General features: G+C 60.5%; 24 protein-coding genes. 10 read left to right on the top strand and 14 right to left on the bottom strand.

The features are described 5' to 3' along the window. Window positions 1-12: 12 nt before the first annotated feature. From C6366_RS04665 to C6366_RS04645, 5 genes are all read right to left on the bottom strand, one after another. On the bottom strand, window positions 13-714 hold the full coding sequence (locus tag C6366_RS04665) for a DVU0298 family protein (protein WP_146164770.1): 702 nt from the start codon (window positions 712-714) through the stop codon (window positions 13-15). A gap of 58 nt (window positions 715-772) precedes the next feature. Continuing rightward, the gene (locus tag C6366_RS04660) at window positions 773-1,396 is read right to left on the bottom strand and encodes a tetratricopeptide repeat protein (protein ID WP_107736187.1); all 624 of its coding nucleotides are present in this window, start codon (window positions 1,394-1,396) and stop codon (window positions 773-775) included. A 42-nt stretch (window positions 1,397-1,438) separates the two neighbouring features. Continuing rightward, a complete protein-coding gene (locus C6366_RS04655) occupies window positions 1,439-1,807 on the bottom strand; it encodes a hypothetical protein (RefSeq protein ID WP_107736186.1) in 369 nt (122 codons plus the stop codon). Continuing rightward, complete coding sequence (locus tag C6366_RS04650; protein WP_107736185.1) at window positions 1,795-2,592, bottom strand: YkgJ family cysteine cluster protein; 798 nt, start codon at window positions 2,590-2,592, stop codon at window positions 1,795-1,797. Before C6366_RS04650 ends, C6366_RS04655 begins: the two co-directional genes overlap by 13 nt. Window positions 2,593-2,672: 80 nt before the next feature. Beyond that, a complete protein-coding gene (locus tag C6366_RS04645) occupies window positions 2,673-2,861 on the bottom strand; it encodes a ferredoxin (protein ID WP_028572109.1) in 189 nt (62 codons plus the stop codon). A 57-nt stretch (window positions 2,862-2,918) separates the two neighbouring features. Here C6366_RS04645 and C6366_RS19525 point away from each other — a divergent pair, with 57 nt between their 5' ends. Continuing rightward, entirely contained in the window at window positions 2,919-3,095 is a 177-nt protein-coding gene (locus tag C6366_RS19525) for a hypothetical protein (protein ID WP_158269644.1), read from the top strand. Window positions 3,096-3,306: 211 nt separating this feature from the next. On the opposite strand, the gene dsrP is transcribed toward C6366_RS19525, so the two are convergent. From dsrP to C6366_RS04615, 6 genes are read right to left on the bottom strand one after another with little or no spacing between them, the layout of a single operon-like run. After that, a complete protein-coding gene (gene dsrP, locus C6366_RS04640; protein WP_107736184.1) occupies window positions 3,307-4,461 on the bottom strand; it encodes a sulfate reduction electron transfer complex DsrMKJOP subunit DsrP in 1,155 nt (384 codons plus the stop codon). A gap of 11 nt (window positions 4,462-4,472) precedes the next feature. Beyond that, entirely contained in the window at window positions 4,473-5,258 is a 786-nt protein-coding gene (gene dsrO / locus C6366_RS04635; RefSeq protein WP_107736183.1) for a sulfate reduction electron transfer complex DsrMKJOP subunit DsrO, read from the bottom strand. A gap of 3 nt (window positions 5,259-5,261) precedes the next feature. Beyond that, complete coding sequence (gene dsrJ / locus C6366_RS04630) at window positions 5,262-5,651, bottom strand: sulfate reduction electron transfer complex DsrMKJOP subunit DsrJ (RefSeq protein ID WP_031385914.1); 390 nt, start codon at window positions 5,649-5,651, stop codon at window positions 5,262-5,264. Further along, window positions 5,651-7,261 carry a sulfate reduction electron transfer complex DsrMKJOP subunit DsrK gene (dsrK, locus tag C6366_RS04625; RefSeq protein WP_107736182.1) on the bottom strand — a complete coding sequence of 537 codons (1,611 nt, stop codon included), beginning with the start codon at window positions 7,259-7,261 and terminating at the stop codon, window positions 5,651-5,653. Before dsrK ends, dsrJ begins: the two co-directional genes overlap by 1 nt. A gap of 55 nt (window positions 7,262-7,316) precedes the next feature. Continuing rightward, complete coding sequence (dsrM, locus tag C6366_RS04620) at window positions 7,317-8,315, bottom strand: sulfate reduction electron transfer complex DsrMKJOP subunit DsrM (RefSeq protein WP_107736181.1); 999 nt, start codon at window positions 8,313-8,315, stop codon at window positions 7,317-7,319. A gap of 59 nt (window positions 8,316-8,374) precedes the next feature. Next, window positions 8,375-8,899 (bottom strand): RsbRD N-terminal domain-containing protein, encoded by a 525-nt coding sequence (locus tag C6366_RS04615; protein WP_107736180.1) that lies wholly within the window; start codon window positions 8,897-8,899, stop codon window positions 8,375-8,377. A 465-nt stretch (window positions 8,900-9,364) separates the two neighbouring features. On the opposite strand from C6366_RS04615, the gene C6366_RS04610 reads away from it, so the two are divergent. The 4 genes from C6366_RS04610 (at window position 9,365) to C6366_RS04595 (ending at window position 15,124) form a co-directional block, all read left to right on the top strand. After that, window positions 9,365-10,738 (top strand): ATP-dependent 6-phosphofructokinase, encoded by a 1,374-nt coding sequence (locus C6366_RS04610; protein ID WP_233248393.1) that lies wholly within the window; start codon window positions 9,365-9,367, stop codon window positions 10,736-10,738. Further along, window positions 10,735-11,862 (top strand): nicotinate-nucleotide--dimethylbenzimidazole phosphoribosyltransferase, encoded by a 1,128-nt coding sequence (gene cobT / locus C6366_RS04605; protein ID WP_107736178.1) that lies wholly within the window; start codon window positions 10,735-10,737, stop codon window positions 11,860-11,862. Before C6366_RS04610 ends, cobT begins: the two co-directional genes overlap by 4 nt. 73 nt (window positions 11,863-11,935) lie before the next feature. After that, window positions 11,936-14,560 (top strand): DNA internalization-related competence protein ComEC/Rec2, encoded by a 2,625-nt coding sequence (locus C6366_RS04600; protein ID WP_107736177.1) that lies wholly within the window; start codon window positions 11,936-11,938, stop codon window positions 14,558-14,560. 201 nt (window positions 14,561-14,761) lie between these two features. After that, window positions 14,762-15,124 (top strand): TusE/DsrC/DsvC family sulfur relay protein, encoded by a 363-nt coding sequence (locus C6366_RS04595; RefSeq protein WP_107736176.1) that lies wholly within the window; start codon window positions 14,762-14,764, stop codon window positions 15,122-15,124. A 163-nt stretch (window positions 15,125-15,287) separates the two neighbouring features. Here the strand turns inward: C6366_RS04595 and C6366_RS04590 are convergent, their stop codons facing one another. Then, window positions 15,288-15,893, bottom strand: coding sequence for a nitroreductase family protein (locus C6366_RS04590; protein ID WP_107736175.1), 606 nt, complete (start codon window positions 15,891-15,893; stop codon window positions 15,288-15,290). A 204-nt stretch (window positions 15,894-16,097) separates the two neighbouring features. Between C6366_RS04590 and C6366_RS04585 the strand changes: the two genes are divergently transcribed. The 5 genes from C6366_RS04585 (at window position 16,098) to C6366_RS04565 (ending at window position 25,295) form a co-directional block, all read left to right on the top strand. Next, a complete protein-coding gene (locus C6366_RS04585; protein ID WP_107736174.1) occupies window positions 16,098-18,827 on the top strand; it encodes an ABC transporter substrate binding protein in 2,730 nt (909 codons plus the stop codon). Between the two features lie 44 nt (window positions 18,828-18,871). After that, window positions 18,872-20,272 carry a sigma-54 dependent transcriptional regulator gene (locus C6366_RS04580; RefSeq protein WP_107736173.1) on the top strand — a complete coding sequence of 467 codons (1,401 nt, stop codon included), beginning with the start codon at window positions 18,872-18,874 and terminating at the stop codon, window positions 20,270-20,272. A 96-nt stretch (window positions 20,273-20,368) separates the two neighbouring features. Next, on the top strand, window positions 20,369-22,276 hold the full coding sequence (locus tag C6366_RS04575; protein ID WP_107736172.1) for an ATP-binding protein: 1,908 nt from the start codon (window positions 20,369-20,371) through the stop codon (window positions 22,274-22,276). After that, on the top strand, window positions 22,273-23,463 hold the full coding sequence (gene argJ / locus C6366_RS04570; protein ID WP_107736171.1) for a bifunctional glutamate N-acetyltransferase/amino-acid acetyltransferase ArgJ: 1,191 nt from the start codon (window positions 22,273-22,275) through the stop codon (window positions 23,461-23,463). Before C6366_RS04575 ends, argJ begins: the two co-directional genes overlap by 4 nt. A gap of 275 nt (window positions 23,464-23,738) precedes the next feature. After that, the gene (locus C6366_RS04565) at window positions 23,739-25,295 is read left to right on the top strand and encodes a leucyl aminopeptidase (protein WP_158269643.1); all 1,557 of its coding nucleotides are present in this window, start codon (window positions 23,739-23,741) and stop codon (window positions 25,293-25,295) included. A 6-nt stretch (window positions 25,296-25,301) separates the two neighbouring features. On the opposite strand, the gene C6366_RS04560 is transcribed toward C6366_RS04565, so the two are convergent. Continuing rightward, the gene (locus tag C6366_RS04560; RefSeq protein WP_233248392.1) at window positions 25,302-25,733 is read right to left on the bottom strand and encodes a CrcB family protein; all 432 of its coding nucleotides are present in this window, start codon (window positions 25,731-25,733) and stop codon (window positions 25,302-25,304) included. 46 nt (window positions 25,734-25,779) lie between these two features. Then, on the bottom strand, window positions 25,780-26,600 hold an 821-nt coding region (locus C6366_RS04555), incomplete at its 5' end, for a response regulator (RefSeq protein WP_233248391.1).

Below are 26,600 nucleotides of genomic sequence, written 5' to 3'. Positions count from 1 at the left end.
CGTAGCGGGAAATCAGGACTCGATCTTGACCAAGGCTTCCCGTGCAAGGTCGCTGACGAGGTACTCCCGCAACTGATCGTTGCGATACAGCACGACTACGTTTTTGTCTTCAATCAAGGATCGCACAGCGGACGTGTTCTCTTGCCCTGCTCCCACCCCCACCGAACCCAGCCCCCAAAGGCCCAGAGCTCGTTTTTCCGCGTCTTCATCCTTTAACAGCTCAAGAAACGTCGAGCGGCCCTGCTGAACCAAATCCGGCTGCTTTTCGGCCAATCTGGCCATGCCCCAGTAGACACCGCGCCGCAACGGCTCATGGTCGAGGTAGTTGCCGTCACCAGACGCGGGTTCTTGGGCGTAGGAAATCAGAATCCGGTTGAATTCCACGGCTAGCCTTGAACACCGTGCCAGGCTCTCCCCCATGGACTCCGGTGCTCCCCAGCCAATGGCCCCGGATTCTTCATTCAAATTCCACATCAACCGGCGCATGACTACCCGCGCAGACTCCAAATCCTGCTCCGCCAGCCTGGACACCGTCACCCCGAAGGCCGAGACCGCTCGCCACTTCAAAAGCGGTACCGGAGCCAGCAACAGGGAGAATAACGGCCCTAAAACCTTTCGGAGCGGCAGATCCAGGTAGGGCTCCCACTGCTCTCGCCAATCGTCTTGGGGCAGAAAAGTTGAAAAATCCTGCTTCATGGACTTGAAATATGCCACCAGGACCTCCCGGCCACCCATCGGGTGGTTTGAGCCTCTCGGACACCGCGGTCAAAGATCAGGACCGATGTTCCTCGAGCCGAGCGCGAAACTCCGGTACCACCTCGAAACCATACTCCAAGGCCTTGTCCATATTTTCCAGGGCCAGATCGAACTTGCCCTGATCGTAGTAGCACAGTGCGAGGTTATTATAGGCCGGGGCGAACCGAGGCTCGACCTTCAGGGCCCGTTCGCAATGGTCAATGCATTTTTCCAGATTCCCCAAGACATAATACGCACTGGCCAAGGTCGTATGTGCCTGGATGAATTTTGGTTGTAACGAAAGGGCCTGCATCAGCGGCTCCAGCGCCTTTTCCGGCTCACCGTTCTGGAGGTGCACAAAGCCGATATTGCCATACGGTACGGGAAACTTGGGGCGCACATCCACGGCTTTTTGATTGAAGTACAGGCAACCTTCCAGATCGTTTTGGTACATCCGGATACCGCCCAGTTGCACATAGGCTTCGGCCAACGTGGGAGAGGACTCCACGGCCGCGAAGAATTCCTCCTCAGCTTCCTTCCATTTGCGTTGGGACAGGTAGGCAACGCCCAGGTTGTAATGTGAGTTGCCGCAATCGGCGTTCTGAGCAAGAAGGTTTTTCTTTTCCTTGATAAAATCGTCGGTTTTCGAGGATGCGGTCATGATCGCTCCAGTGAGTTTGCGGGGTATGGTTGTCGGCCTGATCTAGTCGCGTCGAAACGTTCGCTGCTCCAAAACTTCTTCATGGGGCTGGGGTTGCTCCTGATACCAGCGGCAAAATTCATACATGGCCAGATAGCGCTCATCGTTGTCCATTAGTCCCATGCACATGTCCATCACGGCTTTGGCGTAGATATTGGAGTAATGTTCTTCCTTGCGTTGCTGCAAAAACCCCATGGCCATGGCCCGGGCGGTCTTGTCCGTGGTGTGTTTTCGCAGGTCCAGCGGATCGTTGGGCTTCTGAAACGGGTCCCACTTGTCGTACCCGACCTTGGCGACATAGGTCTTGGCTCTGGGAGAAAGACTCTCGTAAATCGCCCGTTTCTGCTCTTGCTGTTCGTCTATTTCCGACATGGCTCGCAGCTCCCGGGATCACACTCGTTCGGACCGCACGAACAGCCGTCCTTCTTGACAGGACCGCAACCACCCGTCGAAGCCCCTGATGGCGAACATCCGGATGGCGAACACCCGGAGGAGGAGCACCCGGATGACTTTGCCAGCCCCAAGTATTCATCGTCGTACACCGTGAGCAGGGCCATGGACGGAGGAACGAGCATATCGGCCATCTGATTGTATTTTGTATTCAGCGAAGCGACCAGTTCCATGCTCAGAGCAGCCAATGCCTGGTGGATCTTGTCCACATGGACCGTGGGATACGGAGCGCCGGGTGAAAACTTGGAAAACGCGCACGTCCTGGCCTTACCGCCGACTTCCTGCGGAATGCCGTACAACCGACATGTTATAGGCCGGAATGCGTAAAGATCACAACGATCCTGGGCGTTGAGCAGCGGACAACGAACCCGTTTGCGAGCCATGTCCTCCAGAATGACGTCCGTATCCTCGCCGGAGCGTTGCCTCTTGTGAGCCTGATACTTCAATTTATAGGCCGCGCGATCAGCTTGGTCGGCCTTGGCCAAAATCTGGGCTTTGGTTTCCTTGGGCAGAACACCGTGAAAATGGTGATTCAAGTACAAGGCTTCAATCAAGGGCAAGTCGAAAACGGCGTGGCAGCAGTCACTGCACCCCGTCGTGCAGGTCACGCAGTCCGGATGCTGTTCCTTGACCGTGACGAAAACCTTGTCCACATCAGCCAATAGTTTTTCGTATTTCGTGAAAAATGGTGAGAAATCCAGTGACATGCCGTGCTCCTAAAACGCCAAAAGGAGGGCGACCCTCCTTTTGGCAAAACGAATGACAGTTATGAGAAAAAAGTCAGCGTTTAGACTTCCTCAACCGTGAGGGCGTTGGATTCACAGACCTCTATGCACGATTCACAGCCCAGGCACTCTTCCTCGTTCACGGCAACGGCCTTTCCGTCCTGAAGTTCATAGACTTCAACAGGGCAAACATCGACGCACTCGCCGTCGCCCGTACACTTGTCGACATCAACAGTAATCTTCCAACCCATTTTCTACCTCCAGTTTGAATGAAATCTGCCCGGGATCAATTCCGTGAGCAGGTTGTGGTGCTTCGACGTCGCACTCTCGACGCCACGGGCGAGGTCGTCCCGTATCCGGACGAAAAGCGCCCCCCCTCAAAAGACAATCGTAATAACGCGCTGGTCGTGGTCCTGTCGCTGGAAATCCGAGCTATCGGCACGCCCATTGCCCTTCAGGAAAGCCGAACGACCAGATATTCTTGAGACGTTTAGGCTGTGATGTCAAGAGCGTGAAGGGCAATTTTTGACAGGAATATTTCGCCGCTTCGCGCATGGGGCCAAAGGGGTTCCTCGCCTTTCTCAGCCTTTGTTCTTAGCCTTGGACTTGCCGGGCCGTCGGCGCAAAGAAAAGCCCGCCGCGGTTCAGGTCGCGGCGGGCTTGGAGGTTTGGATTCGAGAATGCGCTTGGTAGCGCCTAGGAAGCGGACTCCCGCTGTACCGCAAGGGCCACCTTGTACAGGACGGTCAGAATCAATAGGCCCACGGCATACACGCCCACGGAGATGAAAACCTCGGGAATCGTCGGCCAGTACTCCGTGTGGACCTTGAAGGGGTTGGGAATGAACCCGGCGATGACCATGGTCAGGCCCTTGTCGATCCAGCCGGCGACAAAAACCATGACCAGGGCGATGGTCATGGTAACCGGATTGTTCCGGGTGGCGGGGATGACCAACAAGGCGAGGGAGACGACCCCCAGGAACACGAAGTTCCACATCCAGGGCATCAGCTGCTCTCCACCGTACCCGCCGAACATGTAGTCAAAGGCGGCCATCTTCGCGGGATACTGGCTGTAGTAGGCGGAAAAGATCTTCAACAGCACCATGAACAGATTGATGGCCCAGGCATAGGTGATGATCTTGGTCATGGTCTGAATCGCTTCCTTGGGGATTTTCAGATCCGACACCTTTTGCACGATCATCAAAATCAGCAGCAGCAACGCGGGGCCAGCGGCGAAAGCGCCGGACAGGAAGCTGGCCGCAAGCAGAGAGTCATGCCAGAAGTACCGCCCGGGAAGACCGGCGTACAGAAACGCCGTGACTGTATGGATGCTCACGGCCCAGGGAATAGACACGTAAATCAGGACCTTGACCCAGGAAGCCGGGCGAACGCCTTTCTTCACGGCGTGCAGCACAGACCAGCCGATGATGATGTTCAGGAAGAGATATCCGTTCAAGACCACCATGTCCCAAAACAGGACCGAGTTGGGCGTGGGGTAAAGGATAACGTTCATCAGTCGCTGGGGCTGACCCAGGTCGACCACAACGAACAGCAGGCAGACGACCACGGCGGAGACGGCCAAAAACTCGCCGAAGATGACCAGCTTCCCGAAGGCCTTATGGTTGTGCAGATAATAGGGCAGGACCAGCATGACCGCCGAGGCGGCGATGCCGACCATGTAGGTCAGCTGTCCGATGTACAGTCCCCAGGAGACGTCACGGTTCAGACCGGTGACGCCCAGGCCCTGCTGCAACTGATACACGTAAAAGCCGAAACCGATACCGATGACGACGAGGAGCGAGGCGATCCACCCCCAGTACGCCTTGTTTCCCTGTAACGCTTTTTCCAACATATTTGCTCACCTCATATCAGATAGAAGACGTGGGGGTTCGTCCCCAGGGAAGGCTTGCGACGCAGGCTGTACCGCTCCCGCAACACCCGGCGCACTTCGGAGTCCTCGTTGGCCAGGTCGCCGAAAATCAGCGCCCCTTCCGAGGCTTCGACGCAGGCTGGAAGCTGCCCCTTGGCCAACCGGTCTTCACAGAACGTGCACTTCTCCACGACGCCTTTCATCCGGGTGGGGTAGTAGGGATCGATATTCTCGATAAACGGTCGCGGATCCCAGAAGTTGAAGCTTCGCGCGCCGTAGGGACAGCCGGCCATGCAATAGCGGCAACCGATGCAGCGGTGCATGTCCATCATCACGATGCCGTCGTCACGCTTGAACGTGGCTTTGGTCGGACAGACCCGCACACAGGGCGGATTGTCGCAATGGTTGCACAGCACCAGGAACGGTTGGTTTTTGATCCTGTCCGGAACCAGGGCGTGCTGTTGGTCAGGAAAGGCATGCTTGAAGCTGTCTGTCCAAAGCCACTTGATTTCCTGGTCTCCGGGAATATGCGGCACGTTGTGCAGAATATGGCAAGCGTCGACGCACTTCTGATAGACTTGGGCCGTGGTGAACTTCTCCGTATCGATGAGCATGGCCCAGCGCTTGGCGGTCAGGGCTTCAGGATACTCGCCGACCTTGGAGGGCCCGGAAGCTTCCAGCGCGCCCGGGGCCAACAGCTCCATCGCCGCGTGTCCGGCCACTCCGGCCAGAGTCGTCAGTCCGGCGGCCTTCAGAAAGGTTCTTCGATTTATGGCCATGGTTTATTCCTCCCCCATTGACGGTACGACGTGGCAATCCCAGCAGTGCGGGGCGATGGCCAAAGCATCGTGACATCGGTCGCAGAACGTGTCCTTGTTGGCATGGCACTGGCTCGACAGACAGGTTTTGGTCAGGCTCATGTCGAAGCGCTTTCCCGTTTCACTGGTATACAGGCGCATATTGTCCCGAACCGCCAAGTCCCGCCAATCGTCCAGCAGGATCATGTGGTTGGCGCGCATCCAGTCTCCGGACTCGACGCATTCTTCCTCAGTCTCGGGCAAGACCAGTTCCGGTGCTTCGAAGGCAGCCCGGCCGAGATTCGACCAGAACGGAAACGTTACCAGCCCAAGAAAAATAACCAGTCCAGGTATGATTTTACCGGCGTTGTACATTATTCATCCCCCTCCAAGCCTGGAATGTCCTCGCCGCGCAGATCGGTGGGCCGATCGTGCTCCCCTTCCATGACCAGTGCATTGGCCACCAGTTCCGTCAATCCGGAGACGGCAACCTCGGGCGCCCAGTAATCCATCAGCGGAGGCAGAATGGCCCGGTCCAACGCGCAGACGTTCACCAAAAGGTTCACGCCATGCTTTTCCTGAACATGCTTGACCGCGAACGCCCGAGGCATGCCGCCCATCATCCGCAGGTATTCGAACTCCCCTGCGTTCAAGCCGGTACCGCCACCGCAACAAAAGGTCTGCTCGCGAATGGTGTTTTCCGGCATTTCGAAGAAGTTGTTGCACACGCTCTTGAGCACGTAACGCGGCTCCTCGAACATGCCCATGCCGCGGGACACGTTACAGGAGTCGTGCCATGTGGTCCGCAGGTAGTCGTTGCGCTTCGGGTTCAGCTTGAGCTTGCCGTGGTGGATCAGGTCGGCCATGAACTCCACAATGTGGATCATCTTCGTGGACTTGGCGTTGTCGAACACGGTCCCGGTGAGGGGGGACTTGGGAACTTCCAAAAAGTCCGCCGGTCCGTTCATGGTGTCCATGTACTGGTGCAGAACGCGCCACATATGACCGCACTCGCCGCCCAGTATCCACTTTACGCCGAGTCGCTTGGCTTCGGCGTACATTTTGGAGTTGAGCCGCTTCATGGTCTCCTGGCTGGTGAACAACCCAAAGTTGCCGCCCTCCGAGGCGTAGGTGCTGATGGTGTAGTCCAGGCCGATGTGCTCGAAGAGCATCAGATAGCCCATGTAAGTAAAAATACCTGGATCGGCGAAGACGTCTCCGGAAGGAGCGATGAACAGCACCTCCGCGCCCTTGCGGTTGAACGTGGGATTCAGGCGAACGCCGACGTATTCCTCGATGTCGTCCACCAGGAAGTCGATGTTGCCCTTGAAGGTGTGCGGCTCCAGGCCCAAGTGGTTCCCGGTGCGGTAGCAGTTGGCCGCCGCGCCGAGGATCCAGTCGATGTTCACGCCGATCAGGTTGAGCAGTTCCCGAACGACGATGGTGATTTCCGCGGTGTCGATGCCGTAGGGACAGTACAGGGAACAACGCCGACATTCCGTACACTGGTGAAAATAATAAAACCACTCCTTGATCACGTCCTCGGTCAGCTCGCGCCCGCCGGCGAAGGTACCCAGCATGCGCCCCACCGCGGTGAAGTCCTTGCGGTAGATGGACCGGAGCAGTTCGGCCCGCAGCACGGGCATGTTCTTGGGGTCGCCGCTGCCTATGAAGAAGTGGCATTTGTCGGCGCAGGCTCCGCAACGGACGCAGATGTCCAGGAAGACCTTCAGGGAGCGATACTTTTCCAGACGTTCTTTAAGACCTTCGTGAATGATCTCTTTCCAGTTGGGAGGCAGCTTCCAGTCCTCGTCCGTGGGGTTCCATTCTCGGGGGTTGGGCAATCCGAGCGTCTCCAGGCTGCTCGCTTTCCCCGGGTACCCCCACGTCCCGGGAATGAGGTCCACCCGGGGATCCATCCAATCTTTCTTGGGGGGAATATGCGATACCCGGAGCAATTCTTCTGGCTTTGGCGCTTGTGACATAACGACTCCTTATCTTGATTACCTATTGCTTGCCGTCAGCTGCTGGGAAGCCGCCTTAGGCCTGCTTTTCCACGGGAAGGTCGGCCTCGATCATTTTTTCCCGGAAATCATCCTCGTAATGTTCGTAGGTATGAACCTTCACCGGAGCGTTCCAGGGGTTGACGTGGCGAACCATCCGGCTGTCGTTGGGCAGGTTGCGGGTCGGGCTGAGAAACACGCCGCCCAGGTGCATCAGCTTGCTGAAGGGGAAGTAGGCCAGCAACATGCTGAAAAAGAAGAGGTGGATGTAGAACATGACGCCGATTCCTTCCGGAACCGTGGGGTTGAAGGTGGCCAACCCCATGGCCAGGACCTTCACGCTCATCAGGTCGACCTTGAAGATGGCGAAGTAGCGCATCATGATGCCGGAAAGGGCGATCCCCAGGATCAGAAAAAGCGGAAAATAGTCGGCGGGCAAGGACAGGTAACGCAACTGCGGGCTCACCAATCGCCGAATCAGCAGAAACAGCAGGGCCGCGACCAGGATGACGTCCGTCTGGTAAATCACCGGGGAGCCGATCTGCAGCATGCCGTCGATGTTGTCCAGGACCTGCACGAAATACGGCACGGGCTCGGTGAAAAAGCGTAGGTGCCGGATCACGATGGTCAGAAAGGTGTAGTGAAAAAGAATGCCGCCCAGCCAGAGCCACTTGTTGGACCCGTAGGCCAGTTTGCCCTCGGTGATTTCAGCCTTGGTGTTGCGGAACAAGGACCGAAACAGCAGAACTTCCATGGCCATCCGGCCCACGACGCCCCAGGTGGTGTAGGGGCTGTCGATCTTGGACGGTTTGATCCAGTCCAGGCTTTTCTGTTGTCCGGCGGTGGTGGGAATCCGGAACGGCACCGGCGACTTGGCCCAACCCAACACCCGCATGGTAAATCCGATCAAGAAGACCAGGATCGCCGCATACGGGATGACGATGCCGAAAATGGCCTGCAAACCGAGCAACCCGGCTCCCAGGTAGACAAAAAGGGACATTCCCAAGACGAGTAACAAAGAATACCACACTGCCATTTCCCTACCTCGCTTTGCGTTGATGCTCCAGTGGTTGCGTTGAATGGTCGTCCACCCCGTCAGGAAAGACGGGTTTCCTCACTCATCAGGTTGGCCCGTTTCAAAAGCTGAGTGTGCCGGTTGATGAACTCGCTGTTCTTGATGTCGGACAGCGTCTGACGGCATTGGGCGTAGACGTCGAAGGCCACCAGCAAAACGCCGTCGACCCGTTCTTCAAAAGCCGCAAGTTGCTTTTCCAGGCCCTTGGACTGAATTTCCGCTCCCAGTTCGTCGCGGATGATTTTCTTGATGAACAACAGAAAGGCCAGGGAGTTGGAGGGGGCGAATCCTTGAACGGCCCGAATGCGAACCATGCTGTCCAGCATCGGTCGAATCTGTTGGACATCCAGTCCGGCCAGCATGGCGTCGAAAATTTCGGACAGCCCCTTGCCCATGGCGTGCCCAACGGGATTGAGAAACTGATCTTTTTCCTTGGAGTAGAAGCGGGCGCTTTCGGAAGGATAGGTTCGCAGGGTTGCCTCGGTCCAGCGCTCGACCAGCATGCTCCTGTTTTCCTTGAGAAGTTCGATAATGTCGTTGGTCATGACCCCGGCCGAATGACAATGTCAGGTTAATGAAAAAAGCGCATGCTCGCGCGGAAGCTCTTGATAATAAAGCGAGGTGAGGTTCGTTCAGGATTTGGGAACGTTCTGGGACGCCCTGCCCGAAGTAAACCACCCAGGCCATTGAAAAACCAAAAAGAACGGGAGACGATCCCCCGCGCATGGCTGAGTAATACTTTTTTCGAACAAAAACGCTGTTGTCCGTGTATTCTCGATTCAGAAAGCGAGTATCTGATTGAGAAATTTGTGTCAAGGTGCCCTGCGTGACAATATCATCTCACACATGGAGCCCAAGCCGCCGACCTCAAAGGAACCTGTATATCGAATTCAGATCGGTTTGCCATTCGAGGCGCTTTGCTTCATAGTACGGCTCATTTCTTATTATTACACTACTCAGTGCTCGGCGAAAAACCTTTTCCCGAACACGTTGCGATTCCGGAGGACACCATGAGTGACACGCAAGTATGCATGCATAGAGAAGACGACATTTCCACCGCCATTCCCGACCTGGGGCCGACCAAAGTCCGCTCCCGCATGGAGTGCGCCCTGTTCATCAATGAAGGCCAGCGGGTTCAGCTTTTCGTCACCAACGAAGAGGGCGAGACCGGCACCAACGGCGTGAAGACCTACGATTTCGAGCCCGCCGGCCCCCGAGCCAACCTGTATTTCGACCCCCCGAAGACCAAATGCGCCATCGTGACCTGCGGCGGCCTTTGCCCGGGCATCAACGACGTCATCCGCTCCCTGGTCATGACCGCCCACCACAGCTACGGCGTGGCCTCCACCCTTGGTATTCGCTACGGATTGCAGGGCTTCATCCCCTCCTACGGACACAACTTGGAGGAACTCACTCCGGACAAGGTTGCAAGCATCCACGAGTTCGGAGGAACGATTCTCTCTTCCTCCCGCGGTCCGCAGTCACCTGAGGAAATCGTGGACGCCCTGGAACGGATGAACGTCAACATCCTATTTCTGATCGGGGGGGACGGGACCATGCAGGCCACCCAAAAAATCCAGGAGGAAGTCGCCAAGCGCGGCCTGAAGCTGGGCGTGATCGGCATTCCCAAGACCATTGACAACGACATCAATTTCGTCCCACGTTCCTTCGGCTTCGACACCGCCGTGGAAAAGGCCACGGAATCCATTCGCTGCGCCCATACCGAAGCCCTGGGAGCGCCCAACGGCATCGGGATGGTCAAGCTCATGGGGCGGGAGTCCGGATTCATCGCGGCCCAGGCCACGCTGGCCCTGAAGGATGTCAACTTCGTTCTGGTCCCGGAGGACTCCTTCGAAATCCACGGCCCCAACGGCTTTTTACAAGCCCTGGACGACCGCATCCGTCGCCGCGGACACGCCGTGGTGGTGGTGGCCGAAGGGGCGGGACAGGACCTCCTGGCTGCTTCCAGCCAGACCGACGCCTCGGGCAACCCGGTTTTGCGAGACATCTGCGGCCTGTTACGACGAGAAATCGACACCTACTTCAAATCCAAGGACATGGAGTACACCCTGAAGTTCATCGATCCCAGCTACATCATCCGCTCGGTCCCGGCCAACGCCAACGACCGGGTCTACTGCGGATTCCTGGGCCAGAACGCCGTGCATGCGGCCATGGCCGGCAAAACCGGGATGGTGGTCAGCAAATTGCACGGCCATTACATCCATCTGCCGCTCAGCTTGGTGGCCGGAAAGCGCAAAAAGATCAATACGGTCAGCAACTACTGGCAGGCCGTGCTCCAATCCACCGGTCAACCTGTACACATGAAAACGCCCCCGGCGGATTATCCTCAGGGAGCGACCTGCAAACTGGACTTCCAATCATGAACCAGCCCACTTCACTCCCCAACGCATCGTCCGCGATCAACCTGCTCCAAGACTGCATCCAGGCCGTCACTCCCCTGGACCGCTCCGCGACATCCACCATCCAGGCCCGGCTGGACGACCTGACCAAACCCCAGGGCAGTCTGGGGCGGTTGGAGGAATTGGCCCTGCACCTGGCCCTGATCAGCCGAAACGCCGGTCGCGGTCCGACCCCCAAGGTCGACCCGGCCCGCATCTACACCTGCGCCGCGGATCATGGCGTCGCGGCCCAGGGCGTCAGCAAATTTCCCTCGGAGGTCACGGCCCAGATGGTTCGCAACTTCCTGCGTGGAGGAGCGGCCGTGAACGTCTTGACCCACTCGGCCGGAGTGGAGCTGCGGGTAGTGGACGTGGGCGTGGCCCACGACGACTTCTCGGTCGGTGTCCCGGACTCCGCCATGCTGCTGCGCCGCAAGGTCAGACCTGGAACCGCTGATTTCAGCGTGGAACCGGCCATGTCCGAGGCGGAATGCGCCGCGGCCGCGGCCGTGGGCGTCGCCCTGGCCGATCAAGCCGCCGAAGAGGGAGTGCTCGCCGTGGGCACCGGCGAGATGGGCATTGCCAACACCACGGCGGCCACGGCCCTTTACTGCGCCTACCTGGGGTGCGCGCCGGAACGAATCACCGGACCGGGCACCGGTTTGTCGGCCCGAGAAGTCCGACACAAGGCCGAAGTCATCGCCCGGGCCCTGTCCGTCAACGGCAACGCCTTGCCCCCCGCGCCCCCCTTGCGCACCCTGGCGGCCCTGGGCGGTCTGGAAATCGCCTGTCTCACCGGGTTGATCCTGGGTTGCGCCCGGCGCAAGCTGGCCGTCGTGGTGGACGGCTTCATCTCCACGGCGGCCTACGTCGCGGCCTGGAAGATCCAGCCCCATGTGGCGGACTACGCCTTTTTCGCCCACGGCTCGGCCGAACCTGGCCACCGCATCATCCTGGACCAACTCCAGGTCCGCCCGATCCTGGATCTGGGCATGCGCCTGGGCGAAGGTACGGGCGCCGCCCTGGCCATCCCCGTGCTCCGCGCCGCCGCAGCCATGCTCAACGAAATGGCCAGCTTCTCGGACGCCGGGGTCAGCTCCGCGACGTAGCCGGTTTTCCATAACAAAATCGGACCGCTGGTGAATAATCGTAGCGAAATGAGGAGCCACCGAAGGCCGAGCCATGAGTCGGGACCAACCTCCTTCCCCGGACGCACTGGGAGCAGCCGCGTCGGAGGTCATGCCTCCCAAGTTCCCGGTTCACCCCATCTGGCCCGGTCTACTTCCGTGGCAACACATGCTTTGCGCCTGGATTCTGGGCATGCTGGCCTGGGAATGGCCCGTGCCCGGAGCCACGGCCATGCTCCTCTACCTGACCGCGTTGCTCGGCTCATGGAGCCGTCCACTGATCACGACTCAAACAGATTTCCCTCCAACTAAACGCCCCTTCCTTCCTGGGCAACTCCCTCGCTCGAAGATCATCCGCACGGCGGCCCCCTCGCTCCTGGCCTTTGCCCTCGGTGTAGCCGCGGTTCACCACCTTCACCCCGCTCCCCCTCCGGACGGCTTTCCCGAAATCAACCACCGAACACCGACCACCATCACCGCCCAAGTGGCCGAAGTACGGCCTCGGCCAGGCGATCATTTCCAGATCATCCTGCGCGACGTTCAAATCCAGCCCGCCGGGAATTCCAGTGAAACAGCCCCGCGCTCTCTGGGCGGCAAGCTGCTCTGGAACTGGCAAAGTCCGCCGCATGTGCCCAGCCCCGGGCAGGAGGTCCGAGTGGCGCTACGGATTCGGCCCATTCAGGGCATGGCCAATCCGGGCATGAACCGCAGCGAAGATTACTGGGCGCGCCAGGGCATCTTTCACCGCGCCTATTCCCGGGAGGCCAACACGGCCCCCGTCTATTCCGGCGCGGGCAGCCCGGCCTGGGAATACCGCCGTCAACTCCGGGACAAACTGATCTCCAGCACTCCACCCGGACAAGGCCAGGCCATGCTTCTGGCCCTGCTCATGGGCGACCGCTCCCTGTTGGCCCCCGAGACCATGGACCTGGTGCAAAGGGCGTCCCTGGCTCACAGTCTGGCCTTGTCCGGCATGCACCTGGGATTCGTGGTCGGACTGGGATGGCTGGGGGCCACGGTACTGGGCTGGGTCCGGCCCCAGATATATCTTCGCCTGCCCCGCCCCAAGCTGGCCGTGCTCCTGAGCGTACCGCTGGTCCTGGGGTATCTCTGGCTGGGGCAAGCCGTACCGTCCCTGCTTCGAGCGGCCCTGATGTTCGGTTCCTGGGGCTTGCTGCTGCTTTTGAACCGTCAGCGGGTGCTGCTGGACGGACTGTTCCTGGCCCTGTTGATCATCCTGGCCTTGTCCCCCCTGGCGGTCTTTGATCTGCGGTTGCAGCTTTCGGTCCTGGCCGTGGCCGGGTTGGCCCTGGTCTGGCCCCTGGGTCGGGAAGCCCTGCGCTTCACCCAGCGGCCCTGGTGGCAAAAACCACTAGCCGCGGCCCTGGGCATCCTGGCCGTGAGCACCGTGGCCACCCTGGCCCTGCTGCCTCTGCAAGCCTGGTACTTCGGACGAATCAGCCCTCACCTGTATCTGAACATGCTCTGGCTGCCGCTGCTCGGCCTAGCGGTCTTCCCCCTGGGGCTGACCGGCCTGCTGGCCCTGCTCACCCCATGGACCGCTTCCCTGGCCCCGCCGCTACTCGGCCTAGCCGGATTGGTCCTGGAAACCATGGTCGGCGGCCTGGTCGCCCTTGACCAAGTCGGCTGGCTCGCGGTGACCATTCCGCTGCGACCCCTCTGGCCCCAGATCCTGGGCTACTGGATGCTGCTCCTGGCCGCGGCCGCCTGGTGGCGCTCCCCCCAAAGCCTCAGGCCCGTAGCCGTGGCTCTGGCCGTGGCCCTGCTCACCCTGCCCGGACTGACCACCATCCTCTCTGACCAGCGCCCCCAGGTCACCCTACGCCTGCTGGACGTCAGCCAGGGCCAGGCCGTGCTGCTGGAACTGCCCGGAGGGTCGCGCTGGCTGGTGGACGGCGGAGGATTCTGGTCCTGGGACTACGACCTGGGCCGCAACATCATCTCCCCGGCCCTGACCCACGGACGGCCGCCCCGGCTGGCTGGCATGGCCCTCAGTCACGCCCATTTCGACCACTATCGGGGCCTGTTCTATCCCCTGGACCACTTCCGAGTCCGGACATTCGCCTCCCAGGGCCGCGGCCCTGAAGGCCGAGACGGGCGCATCTTGGACGAAATCCTGGACCGCCGCGCCACCCCGGAAACCGTCTGGAGCAAAGGCGACGAGATCAACCTGGGCAGGGGCGTCGTCCTGGAAGTGCTCCACCCGGACTCCGATTGGCTTACCGCAGACAACCAAAACAACGCTTCGCTGGTCCTGCGCCTGGTCTGGAACGGCCGCCCCCTGGCCCTGCTCCCCGGAGACATCGAACAGCCGTCCATCACCGCCCTGCTCCATTCCCTGGTCGCCGCGCCCGACGCCCTGCGCGCCGAAGCGCTGATCATCCCGCACCACGGCAGCCGAACCAGCCACTCTCCGCAGCTCTACACCCTGGTCCGGCCGGAGTTCGCCGCCGTCAGCACCGGCTTCCTGAACCGCTTCAACCATCCCCACCCGGAAATAGAACAAACCCTGAACAACATGAACGTCCCGTTGCTGAACACCGCGGAACACGGAGCCGTCACCATCCGCTGGACCGGACCGAATGCTCCGCCCAGAGTGACATCGGAACGTGGAGGGCCGGTAAAGCTTGAAAGAGAAATGAAAGTGACGGGATATTGACAACTCCGCGACGGACAAGCAAAGAACGCCTCCACCGAGTGCCGTCGCGCATCGCCTCGAAATAAGCGCCTTTACAGGTCTCTTTATCCGATAACTTCTTTTGCTCCGGCGCTTGCCGAATCAGGGTGAATATTTTACGCAGGAGGTGCGGAGTACAAGACCAAATCCCTCTTGAACACCAATTCTGGAAAGGAGACTCGTATGCCCCAACTTGAATTGAACGGGAAAAGCTGTGAAGTGGACCAAGACGGTTTTTTGCTTGATCCGGAGTGTTGGAACGAGGATGTGGCCAAGGCGATTCTCAAGCACCACGGAGGTCCTGAATTGAACGAGCAGACGCTGGCCATGCTTCAGTTTCTGCGCGACTATTTTCAGAAGTTCAATGCATTTCCGATTTTGCAGGCGGTCTGCAAAAACCTGCACCAACCCAAGGAGTGCGTCCGCGAGCAATTTCTGGACCCCTTGCTGGCCTGGAAGGCCGCGGGGTTGCCCAAGCCGGAGAACGTCTTTTCCGAGGCCGTGGACAAGGACCACAAATTCTACCGGCTCATTTCGGTTCAATAGTTCCTGATACGAACTCCACGGCTTCGATGCCACGCCGCTTTCCGAGCTTTCACCCGGAACCGAAAGAATTTCCGGAGAGAAGCTTCCGAAAAAATGAAAGCCGCCGGAGCTCCGTCACGGTGCTCGGCGGCTTTCCGCTTTCACTCAACACGTTGGGAAAAGGCTAGAGAAGAATATCCTTCACGTCTTTTCTGGGTCGCTGTTCCGGATTCTCGGCCGGATGACCCACGGCCAACAGGGCCACCACCGGCATGGCTTCAGGGATTTGAAAGCGCTCTTTCACCGCGGCCTCGTCGAACATCCCGACCCAGCAGGTTCCCAGCCCCAACTCCACGGCCTGGAGCATCACCTGAGTCAGGGCGATGGCGCAATTGGCCGCCGCGGCCCAGCGCAGCACTTCGGGCTGGGCGTTCTCGGCCCGGCTCAGATACTCGTTCAACCCTTCCAGCATTTCCGGCGGGAGCATGCCGCTGTCGCGCAAAAAGCGCACATTGGTTGCTGAATCCTCGATGAACCGCTGGACATCCGCGCAGCAGACCAACACCGCCCCGGTCCCGGCGATCCAGCGCTGTCCCTTGGTCGGAGCGCCGGAAAGCCACTGAATATCCTCCCGCGCCGTAACCACCTTGAACCGCCATGGCTGGCAATTGGTGCTGGACGGCGCGGACCTGGCCGCTTCCAGCAGCATCGCCATTTGTTCTTCGCTCACCGGCTGATCCGTAAATTTACGAATGCTGCGTCTGGCCGCAATGGCCTCTTTGACCGTCATGACACGACCTCCTTATGCTTTGGATTCATGATGTTTTCGACAGCCCGACCATATCCGTCACTCAAATTGCGAGGATTCGGAATTTTCGCGTCGGCGCGTTTTCACCACGCATCCGCAATGTAAAGGATTGAAAAACAACGTGGCAAGCACTACCTTGGCGGGAACCATGTTCGAAGCGACGCCACTCATCAAGGAACCTGCTCCATGATCCTCCACGGATATCCCCTTCCCCGCATCCTCGCGGCCCTTGCGCTCTGCGGGCTGCTCCTGGCCGCCGCGACAGCTCCCGTTTTTTCCCAGCCCGAACCGGGCCGGGAAAAAAAGCGCGTGTTTTACCTCAATTCCTATCACAACGGGTATGCGTGGTCGGACCATCTACAGGAGGGCATCCGCCGAGGATTGGAGCAAAGCCGGTACCACATCGAGCTGCAAATCGAGTACATGGACGCCAAGAAATATCCCTACGAAGTCATCGCCGACACCCTGTTCCGGCTCTATCAGGACAAATTCGTCGACGAGCACTTCGACATCGTCATCGTATCGGACAACGACGCCTACAACTTCATCCTTGAACACCGCGACCGGCTTTTTCCGGACATACCGGTGGTTTTCTGCGGCCTGAACGACGTTACCCCGGGGGAGGTCGACCAGAGCTTCGTCACCGGAATTCTGGAGAACATCGGAGTCCGGGACACCCTGGAGCTGGCTCTGAGCATCCACCCCAACAAGAACAAACTGGTGGTCATCGGCGACGAATCCATTACCGGGGTGGCCATCCGCAAACAGATCGAAGCCGTGCAGCCCTATTTTGAGGACCGGCTGGAGTTCGAATTCTGGGAACGGTATTCGCTACGGGAAATTCAAGAGCGAGTCGGCGAGTTGCCGCGCAACGCCTTTTTGTTTTTCATTCCCTTTTTCCACAATGTGGGCGGCCAGTTCATGTCCGCCTCGGAGGTCCTGGAGGCCGTGGCCATGGTCACGGACCTGCCCATCTACAGCAACTGGGAATTCCTGCTGGGTCACGGCATGGTCGGCGGACGTCTGCTCAGTGGTCGCCGCCACGGCATGATCACGGCGGAAATGGCTCTGCGCATCATGGAAGGCGAAGCACCGTCGACCATCCCGGTCATCTCCGAAGTCGTGGACCAGTACATGTTCGACTACCAGGTGCTGATGCAACGCGACATCAGCCGTCGCCAACTCCCGGCCGGCAGTCTGTTCATCAACGAGCCGGAAGCCTTTTACGAGTTGGACAAGCAGGTCTTTCAGGTGATCATGGTCAGCCTGTTCACCCTGGTAGTGGTCCTGGGCTTCTTGGTCCGGAACATCATTCAACGCCGGGCCGTGGAACGCAGAATCCGCCATCAGCTCTCCTTTTTGGAAATTCTGATGGACGCCATCCCGCAACTGGTCTGCTGGAAAGACCGCAAACAGCGCTACCTGGGAGCGAATCGGGCCTTCGCCGAATTTTTCGGCATCGAATCGCCTCGAAAACTGCTCCATCAAACCGACGCGGCCATGCTGCCCAATTCAGAATTCGTGGACTGGGTCGCCCGGATGGATCGCCAGGTGGTGGAGGAAGACCGTCCCTTGCGCAAGATCAAGGCCGCGGTCCAGGACGCCCAGGGCGAAAACGCGTGGCTGGAAATCAACAAGGTGCCTCTGCACAACGAAAAGGGCGAAGTGGTCGGAACCCTGAGCACGGCGGAAAACATCACCCACGAGATGAACCTGGAGCGTCAGCTTTTGCAGTCCCAAAAAATGGAGGCCATCGGCACCCTGGCCGGAGGGATCGCCCACGATTTCAACAACATACTGACATCGATCATCAATTCCACGGAGCTAGCCCTGGGGGACATAGACCCGGAGTCGCCCACGGCCGAGGATCTGGAGCGGGTCCTGCGGGTTTCCAGCCGGGGCAGAAACCTGGTGGAACGCATCCTGACCTTCAGCCGCCCCTCCCAGGAAGGATTCCGGCCCACGGATCTGCCCGCCCTGGTCCGTGAATCCGTGGCCTTGCTCCAGCGCTCCCTGCCTCGCAACATCGTGATCCAGGACAGCATATCCGGCAGGTCCGACCCGGTGATGCTGGACCCGACCCAGGTCACCCAGGTGCTCATGAACCTCTGCACCAACGCCTTCCAGGCCATGCAGACCACCGGCGGGGAGCTGACGATCCGGCTGGAGGAAATTCGGGTCACGGACTCTGACGCCGAAGAGCTGAACATAACTCCCGGAGCGTTCTTTCGGCTGACCGTGAGCGACACCGGCCCCGGCATCGCCCCGGAGACCCTGGACAAGATCTTCGACCCCTTCTTCACCACCAAGGGCAAGACCGAAGGCACGGGCCTGGGGCTGGCCATGGTCCTGGGCATCGTCAAAAACCACAAGGGCGCGGTCCACGTCAGCAGCACCCGGGACCAGGGGGCCGCGTTCAGCATCTTGCTGCCCATGATCGCGGCGGATCGGTCCGTGTTGACCGCCCATCCCGCGCCCATCCAAAAAGGCAGCGGGGTCATTCTGTTCGTGGAGGATGAAGAGGAACAATTGGCCACCACGCCCCGCTCTCTGGAACAGCTCGGCTATACGGTCCTCTCCGCGGCGGCCGGCAATGAGGCCCTGCAAATCCTTGAACAACGCCCGGACATCGACTTGGTGCTGACCGACTACGACATGCCCGGCCTGACCGGCATCGACCTGGCCCGCCAAATCTGGCTGATGCGTCCGGATCTGCCCGTAATCCTGGTCTCCGGTCGCAGCTACGTCCTGGAAATGGGCGAGGCCGCGGACAACATCCGACTCGTGCTGCCCAAGCCCTTCAACAAGGCCGATCTGTCAGCGGCCCTTTCCAAGGTTATGGCCAAGGGTCCAGCCACGGACCACGCATCCGGCCAGATATCTGATCCATATTTCGGACAAGAACCTGAACAGTAACATGCCGCGTCAACCTGCTTCATCCCCTTTGGAGGCGTTCTCCCGTGCCGAGAATTCTGATCGTGGACGACGACCCTGAAATCCGCGCCACCATGGCCAGCCTGCTGCGCCGACAACAAATCCCCTCGGGCCAGGCCGCCAGCCTGGACGCCGCACGCCGCGCAATGCAATCCGAACCCTTCGACCTGCTGCTTCTGGACGTGAACCTGCCCGACGGCAGCGGCCTGTCCCTGCTCCCGGAACTGAAGGCCCAGCCCAATCCTCCGGAGGTAATCATCCTCACCGGTAAAGGCGACCCCGAAGGAGCGGAACTGGCCATCGAGGGCGGCGTCTGGGATTATCTGGTCAAGCCGGCGTCCATCAAGGACATCAACTTGAGCATCAACCGAGCCTTGAAATACAAGGAACAACGCGACCGGGCCGCACCGCGAACCCTGGACATCAGCGGAATGATCGGTTCCAGCCAGGCCATGCGGGAATGCTTCGAGATCATCGCCCAGGGCGCGGTATCCGACGCCAATGTGCTGATCACCGGGGAAACCGGGGTGGGCAAGGAACTGGCGGCCCGGATCATCCACGCCAACAGCCGTCGGGCGAGCTGCCCTTTTGTTGTCGTGGACTGCGCGGCAATGACCGACACGCTGCTGGAAAGCACCCTATTCGGGCACCGCAAGGGCGCGTTCACCGGTGCGCTGGCGGACCGAGAAGGCCTTGTCCGCCAGGCCCATACCGGGGTTCTGTTTCTGGACGAGCTGGGAGAACTGCCGCTGGCCATGCAGAAGTCCCTGCTCCGGGTGCTTCAGGAGCGCCGGTTCCGACCTCTTGGAGAAAACCGGGAACAGGAGAGCGACTTTCGGCTCGTCGCAGCCACTAATCAGAACCTGGATGAACTGATCGCCTCCGGAGCATTTCGCCAGGACCTCTACTTCCGCGTCAAGACCATCAAACTGCCGCTGCCTCCATTGCGCCAGCGCCCCGAGGACATTAAACCCCTGGCCACCCACTTCATCCAGCGGCTGTGTGTCGCTTCCGGCATCCAGACCAAGGTCTTCGGCTCGGATTTCTTCGCCGCCCTGGCCGATTACGACTGGCCGGGCAATGTCCGGGAACTGGGCAACGTCATGGAGCGGGCCTTCGTGGCCTCGGGCGTGGAAAAATTCCTCTACGCCATGCATCTGCCCAAGGATCTGCGGATCAAGGTCACCCGGGCGAGGCTGGCGGCCGGCAAGCCCGAAGTTCACGAAGGCGAACCTGATTTCCTGGAAGACGCCCCCCTTGAAGGCGACTTGCCGTCCCTCAAGGCGTTCAAGACCGCCAGCGAACGCCGCTACCTGGAAACGCTGATCCACAAAACCGGCGGCGACATCCCCCGGATGCTCGATATTTCCGAGTTGTCGCGTTCCCACTTCTACGCGTTGTTGAAGAAGTACGAGCTGGAGGTTTGACTTGACCACCAAACACCTTGAATTCCCAGGGTCAAAGGCGTAATCAGCGGATGGTTCGGGGACGCCTTCCAATTCAACAACCAGCCTCGTCACCTCATGCGCAAACGCTTCCTGGGCGGCCTCGCCCTCACCTGCATCGCCATTGTTCTGGCTGTTTTCGGGTTGGCCCTGCGGGCGGACACCGAGTTGGAAAAGCTCGTCTCCAGCCAATTCAACGAACAGCAACTTGGCCTGACCCGACAGATCGCCAAGGACATTCAGACAAATTTTCAGCTTCTGGAACAGGGCCTGCAGCTTCTCATAGAGCGTCGCCCGGCCCTGGATCAAGCCGGACTGGACCACTACCTCTCCTTTTTCGAGGAATGGGGAGTTTTGGGAATCGGGCTGGCGACCCCGGACAAAAGCGCCCTTGAAGCTGGAAACATGCTTTTCTCACCCCGAGAAGACGTTCCAGCCTCGGAGCTTTCGGACAGCATCAGCCGGGACGCGGCCCGGCTTTCCACCGATCGGGATCCGAACCAGGCCGTGCTCGGAGCTCCCCTCGCCCTCGCCTCCGGTCCATTTGCCGGACGCTTCACGGCCCCCTTGCTCCTTCCTTCGAGGCCCGAACGCCCGGAGGTCTTGTTTTTTCTTTTGGATCTCCAGGCCGTGGCCGCGCGATACGCCGCGGGCGTCCGCTCCGGAAAGTCCGGATACGCCTGGGTCATCGACCACCAGGGCGACTTCCTGTTCCATGTGGAAAGCGACTTTCGCGGCCAAAGCTCCTATACGATCCGCCAAGCTCGAAACCCGGACATTTCCTACGAACGAATCAACCAGTTGGTACGAACCCGTCTGCTGCGCGGCGAGGAAGGCACGGACTGGTATATTTCGGGCTGGCACTGGGATGTGAGCGGGGAAATGCGCAAGCTCCTGGCCTTCAGCCCCGTGTCCCTGCCCCCTGAGCCCGACGGAGAGCGCCGCTTCTGGTCCGTGGGACTGGCCGCTCCGGACACCGAGGTCTATGGTTTGATGCAGCCGGTGGTGGCGCGGCAGTGGTTGATGGTCGGACTGTTTTTCCTGGCCGTGCTCTTTGCCGCCGCCGCGTTCCTGTTCATCGCCCTGCGCTGGTCCGAAACCTTGAAACGGGAAGTGGACGCCAAAACCGAGCATCTCCGGCGCTCGGAAGCGGAATTGCGCCGGGAACGGGACAAGGTCCGCCAAAGCATGGACCAGCTGCTGCAAACCCAGGAAAAACTGATGCTCTCGGAACGCTTCGCCGCCATTGGCGAAGCCGCGGCCCACCTCTCCCATGAAATCAAAAATCCCTTGCTGCTCATGGGCGGATTCGCCCAACAGGTCCTGCGCACCCTGTCCGAAGACGATCCGCGCGTCGAAAAGCTGGAGATCATCGCCGGGGAGGCCAAACGGCTGGAGCATCTGCTCGTGGAGGTGCGCGACTTCACCCGGCCACCCCGTCCTTCCTTGGTTGAAACCGAGTTCAACGAACTGGTTCGGCAGGTGGCCGACTTGTTCCAGGACCAGGCCGAATCCCAGGGCGTGGTCTCCCGGCTGGCCTTGGACCCGAAGCTGCCGGTCTGCATACTGGACTCCGACCAGATCAAACAGGTCCTGATCAACCTGACCAAGAACGCCCTGGAAGCCATGCCCGAGGGCGGCGAACTGTCCATCAGCACGGCCCGGGACGCCGATTTCGTCCGGATCGAAATCAAGGACACCGGTCGAGGCATCCCGGAAGAGGTCATGAAAAAGCTCTTCCACCCCTTCTTCAGCACCAAGGCCAAAGGTACCGGCCTGGGGCTGGCCGTGAGCTACAAACTGGTCCAGGACCACGGCGGCGAGATCACGGCCTGGTCCACCCCGGACCAAGGAGCGCGATTCACCGTCCGCCTGCCCCTGAACGGACCAGCCCAGCCGCAAGCGGACCAGATATCGCCGGACCGTTCACCGACAACCACCCCCGATCCATCCACCCCAACACCGCCTTCAGGAGAACCCGCATGATTCTCGTCCCCCAAGGATTTGACTTCGCCGTGGCCGCCGCCGGTTTCAAATATTCCCAACGCAACGATTTGGCCGTAATCCACAGCGACGCTCCCTGCGTCTGGGCCGCCACGCTGACCCGCAATCTGTTCCAGGCCGCCCCGGTGCTGGTGGTCAAGGAGATGCTGGCTTCCGGCTCTCCAGGCCGACCTGTCCGGGCCGTGGCGGTCAACGCCGGTCAGGCCAACGCCTGCACGGGGGAACAGGGGCTGGTGGACTGTCACGACGCCCTGGCCATGACCGCCGAAGCCCTCGGCCTGTCACCGGATGAAATCCTCCCCGCCTCCACAGGGGTGATCGGCGACCGGGTCAAGCTGGACCTTTGGAAACAAGCCCTGCCGACCCTGGGTGAAAGCCTGGGACGGGCCACGGCCCTGGACGCGGCCCGGGCGATCATGACCACGGACAAATACCCAAAAATGGCCTGGCGCTCCCTATCCTTGGGAACCGGAGAGGTCCGGGTCCTGGGCATGGCCAAGGGCGCGGGCATGATCTGCCCGAACATGGCCACCATGCTCGGCTTCATCATCTGCGACGCGGGAGTGGATCAAGACTGGTGGCGGGAAACCGTGTCCACGGCCGTGGACCGCAGCTTCAACCGGATCACCGTGGACGGCGACACCAGCACCAACGACTGCGTCCTGGCCCTGGCCAACGGACGGGCCGGGGAGGTGCGGGAAAAGAAGGAACTGACCGCGCTGGCCAAGGCCCTGGCTGAAGTGTGCGCGGAACTGGCTGGCCTGATCGTCCAGGACGCCGAAGGCGGAACCAAGGTGATCCACATCCGGGTCAACGGGGCCAAAAGCACTCGCCAGGCCGACCTGGCCGCCCGGGCCGTTGGCCATTCTCCGCTGGTCAAAACCGCGATGTACGGCCAGGACCCCAACTGGGGCCGGATCGTGGCCGCCCTGGGCCGTAGCGGCGCCGAGTTCGACCCCGACCACGTCAGCGTGGCCCTGGCCGGACACACCATCTTCCATCAGGGCGTCCCGGTGCCCATGGACTGGGACAACCTCCTGGCCGCGGCCCTTTGCCGTCAGGACGTCCACCTGGACATCACCTTGGGCCAGGGTCAGGGCCGGTACACCCTCCAGGCCTCGGACCTGACCGAGGAATACATCCGGATCAACGCGAAATATCGGACCTAAGCCGCGCGCCCTCGTTTCAGCGCTGAATACCATGCTGATCAGGCAATGAACCAAATGTAGGGGCGGCCCTCGCGGCCGCCCTGAATGGGCGAGGCAACGAGGAGCAACGGCAGCATTGCGACCAACCGTTCGGCCATGTTTATCAGGGCAAAGGGCAGGCGCGAGGCCTGCCCCTACAAGGCACGGTTATCCACGGGATCATCTGGAGCAAGATGTCGATGTGCCCACCAATAGCAAACCATCCCCGTCAAAGAAGCATTCAACCAGGAGAAACAATGGATATCACCTTCCAATCCCAGGGCGAGTTCGCTGGTGAGGCCCTGTTTTTTTTCGTGTTCGAAAAGGAACCCGAGAAGACGCCCGGCCTGCAAACGTGGTTGGCCGCCCAAGGCGGCTGGTTGTCCGGAAATCCCGCCGTGGATACCTTTTCCGGAAAAGCGAAGTCCGTGCGCTATTTCTTCCCGCCCAGCGGCACCGCTTCCCCGGCAGCGATCCTGGTGGGGCTGGGTGGACGCAAGAATTTCGAGCCGCGGGAACTGCGCCGGGCCGTGGCCTCGGCCGTGGGCTGCGCCATGGACCTGCGGATGACCGAATTCGGCCTGAATGGCCAGGCTCTGAGGGATACGGGCCTGGATCTCCCGCTGGCCGTGGAGGAGACGACCTGCGCCGCCATGACGTCCGTGTACCGTTTTGAGAGGCTGAAGACGGAGAAGGACGAGCCCCCCAGCCAGCCTCCAAAACTGCGCATCCTGATGGACGACCAGATAGACGACCAAGCTGATGCACGCCTGAAGGACCGTTTGGACAAGAGCCTGGCAACGGGTCACGGGCTGAACCTGGCCAGGGACCTGGTGAACATGCCCGCCAACCTGGCCACCCCGGAATACCTGGCCCAGACGGCCCGGGATCTGGCCGCGCGATACGGTTTCGGCGTGGAGGTCATGGCCGCGGACCAAATCGAGGCCCTGGGCATGGGAGCCTTCGCCGCGGTCTTTCAGGCCAACCGGGACCAGGCCCGCCTGATCATCCTGGACTCCCGGCCGAGCGTTTCCGGCTTGGCCGGGCAGTCGGCCTCCATCGATGCAGAAAAGCCCCTGGTGGTGATCGGCAAAGGGATCACCTTTGACACTGGTGGGATTTCCCTCAAGCCCAGCCAAAGCATGGAGGAAATGAAGGGGGATATGGGCGGGGCCGCGGCGGTGCTCGGCTTTTTCGAGGCCCATGGCCGCCTGGGCCAAAATGACGGCAATCAGCGCCGGATTGTAGGAATCATCCCCTGCACCGAGAACCTTCCCGGTCCCAAGGCGGTCAAGCCAGGGGACGTGGTCACGACCTGTTCCGGCAAGACCGTGGAAATCATCAACACCGACGCCGAAGGCCGCTTGCTGCTTTGCGACGCCCTGGCCTATGGTAAACGCTACAATCCGCTGGGCATCGTGGACCTGGCCACCCTGACCGGAGCCATGGTGGTCTCCCTGGGCCCGCGCATCGCCGGGGCCTTTGCCGCGCCACAGTCGCTGGCCGAACAGGTCCGACGCATCGGCGAGCGGGTCGGCGAGCCCTGTTGGCCCATGCCGCTCTGGGAAGACTACAAGGATGAGCTGAAAAGCGAAGTCGCGGATCTGAAGAACGTCGGCGCGAGAGAAGGCGGCGCGATCTACGCGGCCCTGTTCCTGCAACGCTTCGTTCCGGAAAACACCCCATGGATACACCTGGACATCGCCGGACCTGCCTTTGCCAAGAAAAAGGGCGACCACGGCATCGCCGGAGGCACCGGCTTCGGCGTGCGTATCCTGGTGGAGTTGGTCCGCGAGTGGCCGGAAGAAAGCTGATGGCCTCTAAATCCGCCCGACCCGAACTCCCAGGATCAGAGCCCCAAAGCCCAGCAGATTTTGCACGAGGATTTTCAAGCCGAGGGTGAGCCATTGGCCTTGCTGGAGCAATACCTCGGCCTCGTAGACGTAGGTAGAAAAGGTGGTGAAGGAGCCAACGAAGCCAGTCAGGAGGACGAGACCCAGGGGCTTGGGGATCAGGGCGCGTTTCTCCGAAAGTGTCCAGATCAGGCCGAAGAGGAAGCAGCCCAGGACGTTGGTCAGGGAGGTACCCCAGGGGAAGGTCGGGTCGGGAAACTGAGAGGCCGCCGCGAATATCCCGTACCGGGCCAAAGCCCCGGCCGCCCCGAACAGCCCGATGAGCAGGGCCGTTGCCACTGGGGAGAGTTGCGGCGAGGCGGACGAATGGTCGGCTGGAAGGCGCTGGGATGGGGACATTTTGGCGTTGAACTTTCGATTCAGACTTCGATAGCGTGAGATGCCCTCACCCATTTGAAACCGGCGCCTGGAGACCCAACCTTCTCCCCAGCCAGCCCTCGCTCTCCAAGGTAAACACGGCCCAGGCTTGTTGCAATGCCTGGAATTCCCGATCCGCTCCGTCCCATTGTCCATGACGCACGGCGTTCATGATCCCGGCGCAATGACCAGCCAGCCCGACCGCGCCGACATAAAAGCAGGGACCTTTAAGTCGGTGAGCGATCCGTTCGGCTTCCGGATTCCGTCGGGCCAGTGCCTGGCCGATGGCCGCGATCTCCCCCGGCGTGTCCGCCAGAAAATCCTGAAGAATCTCCCGGGCCATGTCCTGATGGCCGTCATACTGTCGCAGCAGCGCGGCCACATCCAGCACTCGAGTTCCGTCGTCCTGGGTCGACCCCTGTTCCTGATGCCCTTCCGGACCAGGGTGATAAGCGGCCAAGATGGCGACCAGGGCGTCCTTGGGCATGGGCTTGGGCAGATAGTCGGTCATCCCCGCCTCCAGACAGCGTTCCCGGTCGCCAGCCATGGTGTTCGCGGTCAGGGCGACGATGGGCAGCTTCTCGAACCGCCCACCCAGGCGGCGGATGGCCAGGGTGGTCTCGTAGCCGTCCATCATCGGCATCTGCACGTCCATAAACACCGCGTCGAAATACTGACCCTGCACCAGGTCCAGGGCTTCCAGACCGTCCTGGGCCGCGGTCACCTCGCAGTTCATTTCTTGCAGGATCAGGGTCGCGGACTTGCGGTTGATTGGGTGGTCGTCCACTAGCAGTACACGCAAGGACGTCTGCATTGGGGCCTCGGGCAAAAGTTCGGGGTCGGGTGGGC

Source organism: Desulfonatronum sp. SC1, assembly GCF_003046795.1.
In the GTDB taxonomy this organism is placed as follows: domain Bacteria; phylum Desulfobacterota; class Desulfovibrionia; order Desulfovibrionales; family Desulfonatronaceae; genus Desulfonatronum.
The sequence above is the reverse complement of the archived record's forward strand: the minus strand, read 5'-3'. Positions and strand labels throughout refer to the sequence as shown.